11 protein-coding genes are annotated in these 12,267 nt (G+C 72.1%); 4 read left to right on the forward strand and 7 right to left on the reverse strand.

The window, feature by feature from the left end; all coding sequences use genetic code 11:
• Positions 1–56: 56 nt before the first annotated feature.
• Complete coding sequence (greA, locus tag O7623_RS16130; RefSeq protein ID WP_282223874.1) at positions 57–557, forward strand: transcription elongation factor GreA; 501 nt, start codon at positions 57–59, stop codon at positions 555–557.
• Between the two features lie 158 nt (positions 558–715).
• Here the strand turns inward: greA and ilvA are convergent, their stop codons facing one another.
• From ilvA to O7623_RS16150, 4 genes are read right to left on the reverse strand one after another with little or no spacing between them, the layout of a single operon-like run.
• Positions 716–1,942: a threonine ammonia-lyase gene (gene ilvA / locus O7623_RS16135; protein ID WP_282223875.1), complete on the reverse strand. Its 1,227-nt coding sequence runs from the start codon at positions 1,940–1,942 to the stop codon at positions 716–718.
• On the reverse strand, positions 1,942–2,811 hold the full coding sequence (locus tag O7623_RS16140) for a DUF4328 domain-containing protein (protein WP_282223876.1): 870 nt from the start codon (positions 2,809–2,811) through the stop codon (positions 1,942–1,944). The genes ilvA and O7623_RS16140 overlap by 1 nt, the downstream gene beginning before the upstream one ends.
• Positions 2,808–4,205 carry an amidase gene (locus tag O7623_RS16145; RefSeq protein WP_282223877.1) on the reverse strand — a complete coding sequence of 466 codons (1,398 nt, stop codon included), beginning with the start codon at positions 4,203–4,205 and terminating at the stop codon, positions 2,808–2,810. The genes O7623_RS16140 and O7623_RS16145 overlap by 4 nt, the downstream gene beginning before the upstream one ends.
• A 44-nt stretch (positions 4,206–4,249) precedes the next feature.
• Positions 4,250–5,392: a cystathionine gamma-synthase gene (locus O7623_RS16150; RefSeq protein ID WP_282223878.1), complete on the reverse strand. Its 1,143-nt coding sequence runs from the start codon at positions 5,390–5,392 to the stop codon at positions 4,250–4,252.
• Between the two features lie 200 nt (positions 5,393–5,592).
• Here O7623_RS16150 and msrA point away from each other — a divergent pair, with 200 nt between their 5' ends.
• Positions 5,593–6,246, forward strand: coding sequence for a peptide-methionine (S)-S-oxide reductase MsrA (gene msrA, locus O7623_RS16155; RefSeq protein WP_282223879.1), 654 nt, complete (start codon positions 5,593–5,595; stop codon positions 6,244–6,246).
• A gap of 57 nt (positions 6,247–6,303) precedes the next feature.
• Here the strand turns inward: msrA and O7623_RS16160 are convergent, their stop codons facing one another.
• Positions 6,304–7,371, reverse strand: coding sequence for a helix-turn-helix transcriptional regulator (locus tag O7623_RS16160; RefSeq protein ID WP_282223880.1), 1,068 nt, complete (start codon positions 7,369–7,371; stop codon positions 6,304–6,306).
• A gap of 803 nt (positions 7,372–8,174) precedes the next feature.
• On the opposite strand from O7623_RS16160, the gene O7623_RS16165 reads away from it, so the two are divergent.
• Positions 8,175–8,699, forward strand: a complete 525-nt coding sequence (locus O7623_RS16165) for a GNAT family N-acetyltransferase (protein WP_282223881.1) — start codon at positions 8,175–8,177, stop codon at positions 8,697–8,699.
• A 302-nt stretch (positions 8,700–9,001) separates the two neighbouring features.
• Here the strand turns inward: O7623_RS16165 and O7623_RS16170 are convergent, their stop codons facing one another.
• Together O7623_RS16170 and O7623_RS16175 are read right to left on the reverse strand one after the other, a co-directional pair.
• Positions 9,002–10,378: a cystathionine beta-synthase gene (locus O7623_RS16170; RefSeq protein ID WP_282229431.1), complete on the reverse strand. Its 1,377-nt coding sequence runs from the start codon at positions 10,376–10,378 to the stop codon at positions 9,002–9,004.
• A gap of 96 nt (positions 10,379–10,474) precedes the next feature.
• A complete protein-coding gene (locus O7623_RS16175) occupies positions 10,475–10,831 on the reverse strand; it encodes a YkvA family protein (protein ID WP_282223882.1) in 357 nt (118 codons plus the stop codon).
• A 273-nt stretch (positions 10,832–11,104) separates the two neighbouring features.
• On the opposite strand from O7623_RS16175, the gene O7623_RS16180 reads away from it, so the two are divergent.
• On the forward strand, positions 11,105–12,226 hold the full coding sequence (locus O7623_RS16180; protein ID WP_348775090.1) for an SGNH/GDSL hydrolase family protein: 1,122 nt from the start codon (positions 11,105–11,107) through the stop codon (positions 12,224–12,226).
• Positions 12,227–12,267 lie beyond the last annotated feature (41 nt).

Here is a 12,267-nt window from a genome sequence, read left to right on the forward strand (position 1 = left end):
CACTGGTACGTTGGTAGTTCGACCTCGTCCGCCCGCAAGCCCCAAGGAGATCGTCTGTGTCCACGACCGACCGCGAGGCGCCCGCCACCTGGCTGTCCCAGGACGCTTACGACCGGCTCAAGGCCGAGCTTGACGAGTTGATCGCCGGTCGCACGGTGATCGCCGCCGAGATCAACGCCCGGCGTGAGGAAGGCGACCTACGGGAGAACGGCGGATACCACGCCGCCCGGGAGGAGCAGGGCAAGCAGGAGGCGCGTATCCGCTACCTGCAGGAGCTGCTGCGTACCGCGCAGGTGGGCGAGGCCCCGAACGCCGACGCCGTGGCACCCGGGACGGTCGTCACGATCCACTTCGACGACGATCCGGCCGACACCGAGACCTTCCTGCTCGGCTCGCGGGAGATCTCCTCGACGACCGAGCTGACCGTCTACAGCCCGGAGTCGGCGCTCGGTAAGGCGATCCTCGGGGCACGCAAGGGGCAGACGGTGACCTACACCGCGCCCAGCGGCGCGGACATCAAGGTCACCGTCGACACCTTCGAGCCCTTCGCCGGCTGAGCCGCTGTCGCTGGCCGCCGCTCCCGACTGACGCCGACGTTGACCGACGCTGACGGAGACCGACGACGCCGCCGCCGACGCTGACGGAGACCGACGACGACGGACACCGATGACCACCGACGCCACCGGCCGTCGGCCGTCGGTGTCCGGCCCGTTGGTCAGCCGGTTTCGGTCGCGGCGAAGCTGACCTGGTAACCCCGGCCGCGCAGCGCACCGACCAGGGCTTCCGAATGCTCCGGCCCCCGGGTCTCCACGGACAGCCCGACCTCCACCTCACCGAGTCGCAACCGGGGGCTGCGGCGCTGGTGTTCGACGTCGACCACGTTGGCCCGCTGCTCGGCGATCAGCGACAGCACCGCGGCCAGCTCGCCGGGGCGGTCGCCGCACCGGATCGTCAACCGCAGGTAGCGCCCGGCGGCGGCGAGCCCGTACTCGATCACCCGCAACAGCAGCAACGGGTCGATGTTGCCACCGGAGAGCACCGCGACGGTCGGCGTGGCCGGCCGTACGGCACCGGACAGCAACGCGGCGACGGCGGCCGACCCGGCCGGTTCGACCACCTGCTTGCCACGTTCCAGCAGCATCAGCAGGGCCTGGGAGATCTCCTCCTCCGACACCGTCACGATCTCGTCCACCAGCTTGCTGACGTGGGCGAAGGTGAGCTCGCCGGGCCGCCCGACGGCGATGCCGTCGGCGATCGTGCGCATGGAGTCCAGTCGCACCGGCGCACCGGCCGACAGCGACGGCGGGAACGCCGCCGCGTTGTCGGCCTGTACGCCGATCACCCGCACGTCCGGCCGCAGCGCCTTGACCGCGACCGCGATCCCGGAGACCAGCCCGCCGCCACCTACCGCCGTGACGATCGTGGTGACCTGCGGACACTGCTCCAGGATCTCCAGCGCCACGGTGCCCTGGCCGGCGATGACGTCCGGATGGTCGAACGGGTGGATCAGCACCGCCCCGGTCCGCTCGGCGTGCTCCCGGGCGGCGTCCAGCGCCTCGTCCACGGTGGCCCCGGCGAACTCGACCTGGGCGCCGTACCGTTTGGTGGCGGCGACCTTCGGCAGCGGCGCGCCCACCGGCATGAACACCGTGGCGGCGATGTCCAGCAGGCCGGCGGCGAGAGCGACCCCCTGGGCGTGGTTGCCGGCGCTGGCGGCGACGACGCCGCGCTGCCGTTGCTGCGCGGTCAGCCGGGAGATCCGCAGATAGGCGCCACGGACCTTGTAGGAGCCGGCGCGTTGCAGGTGCTCGCACTTGAGCCACACCGGACCGCCGAGCAGCTCGGTCAACGGCCGGGACGGCTCCAGCGGGGTGACCCGTACCACGTCGGCGAGAGCCGTACGGGCGGCGACGACGTCCGCGAGGGTGACCAGGTCCGGCATCAGACCCGCGCTCCGTCGTACACCTGGGGCCAGGCTCGGGCGAGCCGTTCCTCCTGGGCCCGACTGACCTGCCGGATGACGATCACGATCGACGCGGCGGCGACGCCACTGGCCGTCGCGGCGAGCACCCGCCCGGGCACCAGCGAGACGAACTCGGCGCGGAACGCGGTCAGGCTCACCGGGAACGCCGAATCCACGACCTCGGTGAACACCCGGTCGCCCTGCCGGCTCGCCACCCTGTTCAGCAGCTGGTAGCCGAGGAAGGCCGCCCACCAGACCCGGACCACCACCGGGGTGGCGGCCTGCCACAGGCTGTCCCGGGCCGCGTTGGCCACCACCCGGTACGGCACGAATAAGTTGGCGACCGGCACCAGCCAACCGGCGATCGCCCAGCCCCGGCTCATCGTCGCGCCTGCGCCGGGGAAAGCGTCCAAGTTGGACCGGACCCGGTAGGTCCACATGATCATCGGTACGCAGGCGGCCACGATCAGCGCGGCGGTCAGCAGCCCGAACGCGAGATCGACGGTGAGCGCCGCGAGGACCAGCAGGTCGCCGTCGCCGACCACACCGGCCTCGGCGAGCAGCGCGACGGCCAACGGCCAGCTGGCGTACCCGACCTCGGCGGCCACCACGGCGCCGATCGCCACGCAGGTCACGGTCCCGAGGGTGTGGGTACGGTACGTACGCACCCCGGGCCGCACCGCCGGCTCGCCGACCGGGGTGTTGCACCGCAGGCAGTACCGTCGCCCGGAACCGACCTGCCCGCCGCAGGTCGCGCACGGCACACTGGCCGCCTGATCGTCCACGTCGTCCTCCTCCACGCCCGCGACAGCATGTCGGGCGGCGGTGGCCGGGTCAACCTGGATCATCGGCCGACCGGGCTGCCCGGCCGCGGCCAGGAGGGGGCGTGCCGGGGCCAGGGTGCCATCAACTCCAGTTGGCCGGCGACGGCCAGCAGCAGCAACTCGGAACCGGGCGGGCCGACCAGCTGTACTCCGACCGGTAGCCCTTCAGGCCGCTGCCCGGCCGGCACCACCAGCGCCGGCAGACCGGCCATGTTCCATGGCGCAGCGTACGGGGCGTAGCGCACGCAGCTCCACATGTTCGCTGCCCAGGAGCGGCGCGCCCAACTGCTGGCCAGTGGCGGCACGCTGGCCAACGCAGGGGTCAGCAGTACGTCGACCCGGTGGTCGGTGAAGAGCCCGACCATCCGCTCCCGCCAGGCGGTCCGGTCGGCTTCCCGGACGTACCCCCGGCGTTGCACCCACCGACCCAGCGCGACGTGCCGGCGGGTCCGCGGCTGCAGGTCCCGCCCGCCGGCCCGGCCGACGGCGGCGTCCTCGGCGGCCCCGGCGAACCAGGTCGCCACTCCGCGCAGCCCGAGCGAGACCGGGTACGTCAGCTCGTGGCCGACCACGTCGTGCCCGGCCTCGGTGAGCCGGCGCGACGTCGCCGCGACGGCGTCGCGGTTGGCCGCGTCCGCGCGTACCCCGGCCAACGGAGAGGTCAGCGACACCGCGACCCGCAGCCGGGCCGGTTGCACCAGCTTCTCCGGCCGCCGGCCGGCGAGCACCGCGAACCCGGTGGCCGCGTCGGCCACGCAGCTGGCCAGGATGCCGTGTTCGGTGAGCCCGAACCAGTCCTCGGCTCCGAGTTGGCGTGGCACCACGTCGCGGCCGGGTTTGAGCCCGAGCAGACCGCAGCAGGCCGCCGGGATCCGGATCGAGCCGAACCCGTCGTTGCCGTGTGCGATCGGCACCATCCCGCTGGCGACCGCCGCCGCCGCGCCGCCGGAGGAGCCGCCGGGTGTGCGCGTCGGCTGCCACGGGTTGCGGCTGGTCCCTGAGGTGTCGTCGGTGGTCGCCCAGAGGCCGAGCTCCGGCATCCGGGTCACGCCGACGACGACCGCACCGGCTCCCCGCAACCGGCGGACGACCTCGTGATCGTCCTCGGCCACCTCGGTGCGCACCGCCGCCGAGCCGCGCCAGGTGGCCAACCCGGCGACCGGGGTGTTCTCCTTGACCGCCACCGGCACCCCGGCCAGTGGCAGGTTCGCCAGGTCCTCCTGCTCGTCGACCTTCTCCGCCTCGACGATCGCCTCCCCGCCCCGGACCGCGCGGAACGCGGAGAGCTCGCCGTCGACCCGGGCGATGTGGTCGAGGTGGTCGGCGACGACCTGGGTGGCCGAGGCGTCGCCCCGGCGCACGGCACGGGCGATCTGCCGGGCGGTGGTTCCCACCCAGGTCGGGACGATGTCGTGCACGGCACCTCCAGGCAGCCGGTACTAGGTGGGGGCTTTGCGACGTCTCAGCCGAGGGCCTGGTCGAGGTCGGCCAGCAGGTCGTCGACGGTTTCGATGCCGACAGACAGTCGCACGAGATCACCGGGGACTTCAAGAGGTGACCCGGCGGCGCTCGCGTGCGTCATCTGTCCAGGATGTTCGATCAGCGATTCGACGCCGCCGAGCGACTCGGCGAGCACGAAGAGTCGGGCCCGGTTGCAGATCTCGATGGCGCGGGCGGGCCCACCGGCGGCCCGGAACGACACCATGCCGCCGAACCGACGCATCTGCTTGGCCGCCGTCTCGTGACCGGGGTGCTCGGCGAGCCCCGGGTAGAGCACCTGGTGGACCGCCGGGTGGTGGACCAGGAACTCGACGATCCGCTCGGCGTTGTCGCAGTGCCGTTCCATCCGTACGCCGAGGGTCTTGACCCCGCGCAGGGTGAGCCAGGCGTCGAACGGTCCGTTGACGGCACCCATCGCGTTCTGGTGGAAGGCCAGCTCGGCGGCGAGCTCCGGGTCGTCGACGACGAGTGCCCCGCCGACCACGTCGGAGTGTCCACCCAGGTACTTGGTGGTGGAGTGGACGACGACGTCGGCGCCGAGGGCGAGCGGCTGCTGCAGGTACGGCGAGGCGAAGGTGTTGTCGACCACGAGCAGCGCGCCGGTGTCGCGGGCGAGGGCACCCAGGGCGGCGATGTCGGCGATGCCGAGCAGCGGGTTGGTCGGGGTTTCCGCCCAGATCATCCTGGTACGTCCGGGTTGTACCGCTGCCCGGACCGCGTCGACGTCGGAGATCCGCGCCGCGCTCCAGGTCAGCCCCCACCGCTGCGCGACCTTGGCGAACAGCCGGAACGTGCCGCCGTACGCGTCGTCCGGGATGATGACGTGGTCACCCGGCCGGCAGACGGTCCGCAGCAGCGTGTCCTCGGCGGCGAGCCCACTGGCGAAGGCGAGCGCGGTCCGGCCGCCCTCGATCGCCGCCAGGCATTCCTGCAGGGCGTCGCGGGTCGGGTTGGCCGAACGGCTGTACTCGTACCCCGACCGGGGGGCACCGACCTCGTCCTGGGCGTACGTGCTCGTCTGGTAGATCGGTGGCACGACCGCCCCGGTCCGGGCCTCCGGCTCCTGCCCGGCGTGGATGGCGACCGTGTCGAACCCGTATGTCATGGGTCGAGGCTAGGCCATCGTCGGGGAGCCGCCCCCGGTCGGGACGGATGCGGCGCTTCCGGATGGGTACGCCCTGACAGCGAGCCGGGAACGGCACACCGGGGCACCGGGGCACCGACGGGAACGACCCCGGGTACGCCGGCGGGAACGACCCGGCCGCCGACGGTGTTACCCCGGTGGCAACGACGAGAGGAGTCGCGGTGTTCCTACGACCGATGAAAGCGAACCTGCCCGCGCCGGGTCAGGCGCTGCCCGGCCGGGACCGGCCGATGCCGGTCGCCGACCGGCACCTGGTGCTCGGTACGCCGCTGGTCGGCCCCTGGCCGGCCGGTACCCGGGTGGCGATCTTCGGCATGGGCTGTTTCTGGGGGGCCGAGCGACTGTTCTGGAGCCTTCCCGGGGTCTACTCGACCTCGGTCGGCTACGCGGGTGGCGAGACCGCCAACCCGACGTACGAGGAGGTGTGTTCGGGGGCGACCGGGCACGCCGAGGTCGTCCAGGTGGTCTACGACCCGTCCGTGATCAGCTACGCCGACCTGCTCAAGGTGTTCTGGGAGAACCACGATCCGACGCAGGGCATGCGGCAGGGCAACGACGTCGGCACCCAGTACCGGTCGACGATCTACACCACCGACGCCGAGCAGGCGGCCGAGGCCGCCGCGTCCCGGGAGGCGTTCGCGCCGGTCGTGGCGGCGGCCGGGCGGGACGGGATCACCACCGAGATCCGGCCGGCGGGTGCCTACTACTACGCGGAGGACCACCACCAGCAGTACCTGCACAAGAACCCCGGTGGCTACTGCAACCACGGGCCGAACGGGATGACCTGCCCGGTCGGCGTCGCCCGTACCGCCTGACGGCACGGCTGTCCCTGAAGATCGGCAGGTCGGCAGGTCGGCGCTTGCGCCCCGGCGTCAGGCGGCGGCCTGCTCGACCTCCCGCAGCATCAGCCGCAGGGACTGGCTGTGTTTGACCGACGGCAGCCGGGCCAGTGCCGACCGGGCGTACCGCACGCCCTCGGTCCGGTCGCCCGACTTGACCAGCATGAGGCCACGGTGCAGCTCGATGTGGGTGGCGAACCGGGTCAGGCTCGCCGGCCGGGTCCGGTCCGCCCACTCCTGAGCCCCGATCGCGGCCGGGTCACCCAACCGGGCCAACAGCATGCTGGTGAAGGTGGCCATCCGCCACTGCGGCACCGCGAAGTCGGAGATCTGGTCGGCCGAGTCGACCGCGTCGAAGACCCGCCGGGCCGCGTCGAGATGGGCCAGAGCGGCGGTACGGTCGCCGCGTACCCCGGCGACCTGGGCCTTCGCCATCAGCGCGTTCAGCCGGCCGAGCGAGGGTCGCTCGCTCAGCGTGAGCGCCTGGTCGGCGAGGTCCTGCGCGACACCGAGCGCGGCACCTTCGTACCCGAGGGCCAGCGCGGCCCGGCCACGGACCCACACCCGTACGGCGGTGTCCCCGCTGCGATCGGCGGCGACGGCGGCGAGCCGGTACCACCGGACAGCCTCCTGTGCCTGCCCGGTGGTCTTGCCGTACACGCTGAGGAAGCGTGCGGCCAGCCCCCACATCGGCGGCGAACCGAGCTGCTGCTGCAGCACCACGAGGTCGCTGGCGAGCCGCTCCTGCAGCTCCCCGGCGCCGACGGACATGTAGTCGCGGCCGAGATTGTCGGCGCGCTCGCGCCACTGCTCCTCGGCCGCCGGGTCGCCGAGCGCGGCGGTGAAGCCACGGTGGATCAGTTCGGAGATGGCACCCGGTGCCACCACCCCGGCGGCCAGCCCGGTGATCAGACCCCGACGTTGCATCTGGTCCCCCAACACCTGTTCATACGCGGTCACCACGTCTGCTGTCGCGGTCCGCCGCCCGGCCTCGACGTTCGACAGATGGCCCTTGCTGAAGTGGCTGAGTGCCGCCATTCGGGCCAGACTGATGCCGGCGGATTCCCGGGCCACCCTCAGCTTCTCACCCGTTTCACTCATATTCTGCCCGCCCACCCCTATTGAAACCTGCTGAAAACCCGCCCGCCCTATTCATGGTCGACAGCGACGCACGACGCTATCGACCAGGGCTGCGGGGATGGCGCGAGGACGCGTTCGACGAGCCTCCACCGACTTGGCGTAACGACCCGTCGACCTCGCGGCCCGTCCACAGCTGCCGCCCCGGAACGTAGCCTTTGATCGACTTGTCCCCTCGATCACACACGCTGCGACTGATCGACTGTGTGTGGGTATTCGCACCGACCACGCCTGTCCGATCGTCGCGATGGAGCGAATCACCCGGAAAGACGATGGCAGATACAACGACCAACGGACAAGTCGCCATCGTATCGTTTCAGTCAATATTGATCACTCCACAGGTTTCCCCACTTCATAAGGCGAACATCAATACACCAGCCATTGCATACTTTATGCACACAGTTGACTACATTTAGTAACCACGCGGAGATCGACAGTCACCCCGACCGGTGCCACCCGGACGGTCGGAGCGGCGCACCGCCGGCCGTCGTGGTGGTCGGCAAAAACCGTTGCCGACGGCCAGCGCGCCCGGTTAGCGTTGCCGTACACGGGAAAGGAGGTGGTCCGACGTTGGATAGCAATGGGACTCGTGAGGTGACTGTCCGCTAGCCGCTGTCCTCGACAGCTCCGATCGTCGAGACCGTGTGGCAGCGGTGCGGCGAAACCACGACAGCCACCCGACCCCCGGGGTGCCGGCCCAGTCCAGCCGGCCCACGTCACCGACGTGGAAACCCCGGGGGTCGTTTTTCTCTCGGTACGCTCACCAGGTGGCGCTCATCCTCCGCCCGGCCCGGCTCGACGACGTCAGCGCGGTCGGCCACCTGCACCACCTCTCCCGGCGCAGCGCCTACCGGGGCATCGTCGCGGACGCCGCGCTGGACGCCGTACCCGGTCCGGCGCTGGCCGCCTGGTGGACCGAACGGCTGACCTACGAACGCGACACCCACCGGCTCACCGTCGCCGAACGCGACAGTGAGCTGGCCGGCTTCACCTACGTCGGCCCGCACAGCGACGGCGACCCCGACACCGGCGAGCTGTACGCCATCCACGTCGCCCCGCCGCACCAGGGCACCGGCATCGGCGCCGCGTTGCTGCGCGACGCGCTCGACACGATGCGCGGCCACCGCTACGACCGCGCGGTGCTCTGGGTGCTCGCCGAGAACCGGCCGGCCCGACGCTTCTACGAACACAGTGGCTGGCGGCCGGACGGGCAACGCCGGGACAGTTGGATCGGGCCGGTGCTCACCCCACAGCTGCGCTACACCCGCGCGCTGCCCACGACCGACGTGTGACGGCCGGGCGAGAGTACGGAGCCGCTGCTGCGGGGGTTCCGTCCAGCCCCGTACTCTCGCCCGGCACTGCCCGCCCTAACCGGGGGAAAACGCCTGGCCGAAGGCGCTCAACCGGCGGAGGCGTGCCGGTTGATCGGCGTGGGCGGGCAACAATGCGGGACACCGGGATGCTGGCGGGCGCCCGGGTCACCGCAGAGTGAAGCACCATGGTCGTCCGCCCCGGCAGCGGACAGTGCCGGGGCGGAACTTCCATAGCCCTAGTCAACATCAGCTCACGGCATCCAACCGGACACCCTGTGCGATTATTCGCCGCTGTTTCCGAGATGCGCCAACAGGTCCTGACGAGTGATCACGCCACGCGGCTTGCCGTCGACCAGCACCAGCGCCGCATCCGTACCGGCCAGCAGCGCCACCGCCTCGCGGACCGGCTGCCCGCCACCGATCATCGGCAGTGGTGCGCCCATGTGCCGCTCGATCGTGTCGTGCAGCTGCGCCTTGCCGCTGAACAGCGCGTCGAGCAGATCCCGTTCGGCGATCGACCCGGCCACCTCACCGGTCACCACCGGCGGCTCCGCCTTCAGCACCGGCAGCTGGGAGATGCCGTACTCGCGCATGTAGTCGACCGCGTCGCGGACCGTCTCGGTCGGATGGACGTGCACCAGCTCCGGCAGGCCACCCGGCTTGGCCGCCAGTACGTCACCGACGGTCGGCTCGGCACCGTTGGTGTCCAGGAATCCGTACCGGGCCATCCAGTCGTCGTTGAAGATCTTCGACAGGTAGCCGCGACCGCCGTCGGGCAGCAGCACCACCACCACGTCGTCCGGGCCGGCCCGGCGGGCCACCCGCAACGCGGCGGCGACCGCCATCCCGCACGAGCCGCCCACCAGCAGCCCCTCCTCGCGGGCCAGCCGCCGGGTGAGCACGAACGACTCCTGGTCGGAGACCTCCACGATCTCGTCGCAGACGGACCGGTCGTAGGTCTGCGGCCAGAAGTCCTCGCCCACCCCCTCCACAAGGTACGGTCGACCCGACCCACCGGAGTAGACCGAGCCCTCCGGATCCGCACCGATCACCCGGACCGCACCACCGGAGGCCTCCTTCAGGTAGCGGCCCACCCCGGAGATCGTCCCGCCGGTGCCCACCCCGGCCACGAAGTGGGTGATCCGGCCGTCGGTCTGCGTCCACAGCTCCGGCCCGGTGCCCTCGTAGTGCGACTGCGGGTTGGCCGGGTTCGCGTACTGGTCGGGTTTCCAGGCCCCCGGGATCTCCGCCGCCAGCCGGTCGGAGACCTGGTAGTAGGAGCGGGGGTCCTCCGGCGCCACCGCAGTGGGGCAGACCACCACCTCGGCGCCGTACGCCCGCAGCACGTTCTGCTTGTCCTCGCTGACCTTGTCCGGGCAGACGAAGACGCAGTGGTAGCCCTTGAGCTGCGCGACCAGCGCCAGGCCGACGCCGGTGTTTCCGCTGGTCGGCTCCACGATCGTGCCGCCGGGCCGGAGTTGACCGGACCGCTCGGCGGCTTCCACCATGCGCAGCGCGATCCGGTCCTTCACCGAACCGCCGGGGTTGAAGTACTCGACCTTGGCCAGCACCGTCGCGGAGATTCCGGCGGTGACCTTCCGTAGGCGGACCAGCGGGGTGTTGCCGATGAGATCAACGACGTTGTCGTGGTAACGCACCTCGTTGTGCCCTTCTGCTGACGCCGGCACCGTCATCGTCGGGGTCGAGGTCGTCAGCCGACAACAGCCCGCTGCCGGCGGTGGAGTATGTCGCGGTCAGCCTACGACCTGACCGGGCACCACCGACTCGCGACGCGTCTCCCAGTCCAGGAAGCGCTCGGTCTCGGCGAGCACGCTGCCCGCCAGCCAGGTGACCACCAGGGCGTCGTCGACGATGCCGAGCAGCATCAGGAACGCCTCCGGCACCAGGTCGACCGGGGAGGCGACGTACGCCACCGCAGCCGTCATCAACGCCAGCCGCAGGCCACCGTCGTAGTCGCCACGCATCGTGGCCCGGATCATCCGCGGCACCGCCGCCAGCCGACGCCCCAGCGACGGTCCGGAACGGGTCCCCGCCGTCAGCGCCCGGCCGAGCGCCGCGAACGCCGCCGCCCGCTTGAGTGTCCTGGCCATCGGCTCCTCCTCGTCACACCCGCCGGGCACGCACCGCCGCCCTTGCTCTCCATGATGCCCCCGATCGGCAAACTTCGCCGCGCGCGGATCCTCGCCGCGCGGAACCTCGCCGCGCGGAACCACCGCGTCCGTGCCGCGCCCGCACCGCGTCCGCGCCGTGCCCGCGCCGTCGCGTCCCGCCGGGACGGGACGGCGCGGCGGTTACCGAGATAATCTCGAACGGACGCAGCACGACGGCACGACGGCAGCAGCGGATCGCAGTCGGGGGGCGCGATGGGCACGGTTGACGCGGGGACACACCCGACCGGCCGGACGTGGGCGGTCCGTGCGGCCCGGCTCGCCGCGTTCGGGGCCGGCACCGCCGCCGCCGCCGCGGTGGTCGCCGCCGGCACCCTCTACGGTCAGGCCAGGCAGGCCCGGCGGATCATCCCGCTGGCGGAGGCACCCCCACCGCGCGGCGACGGGCTGTACGGTGCCCGGCTGCCCGGTCCACCACTGACCCTGGCGGTGCTGGGTGACTCGTCGGCGGCCGGCTACGGCGTGCACCGTCCCCGCGAGACCCTCGGCGCGCTGCTGGCCACCGGGATCTCGCGCCGGCTGCGACGGCCCGTACGGCTGCACCGGCTCGCGGTGGTCGGGGCCCGCTCGTCCGGTCTCGTCCCGCAGGTCGAGGCCGCCCTCGAGATCCGTCCCGACCTGGCCGTCATCCTGATCGGCGGCAACGACGTCACACACCGGACCCCGCTGGAGGTCGCCGTCGGGCACCTGGTCGACGCGGTACGCCAACTGCGCGCCGTCGGCGCGCAGGTCGTCGTCGGCACCTGCCCGGACCTGGGCGCGATCGAGCCGATCAAGCCCCCGCTGCGGTGGCTGGCCCGCCGCTGGAGCCGACAACTCGCCGCCGCGCAGACCGTAGCGGTGGTCGAGGCCGGCGGCTGGACGGTCTCCCTCGGCGACCTGCTCGGCCCACGGTTCGCCGCCGAGCCGACCCGGCTGTTCTCCTGGGACCGGTTCCACCCGTCCGCCGAGGGGTACGCGATGGCGGCCGCCGTACTGCTGCCGGCCGCGCTCGGCGCGCTCGGCGCCAGCACCGCGTCGCGGACCGGCGTCGCCGGTCGCGAGAAGGTCCGGACCCTGCCGCAGGCCGCCCACGAGGCGGCGCGTCACGCGGGCACCGAGGTACGCGGCACCCAGGTGGGCGGGCGCGAGCGCGGGCCGGACGGACGGTGGGCCCGGCTGCGCCGTCGCCCCCGGCTGCCCGGCCGCTCCTGGCAGAACGCAGCGCTGAGCTGGTTGTTCGGTCCGCCGGGGACGGATCGGGACGCCGACCACCGCCGATCGGCCGTATCCTCCGGTCAGCACCTGGGGCTGTCCCCAGCGGGTCCGGAAAGCTGAGCCGGTGCGCACCCGCCACCGCCGCAACGGAAGGCGACCGC

The sequence above is a fragment of the Solwaraspora sp. WMMD791 genome (genome assembly GCF_029581195.1).
Lineage (GTDB): Bacteria > Actinomycetota > Actinomycetes > Mycobacteriales > Micromonosporaceae > Micromonospora_E.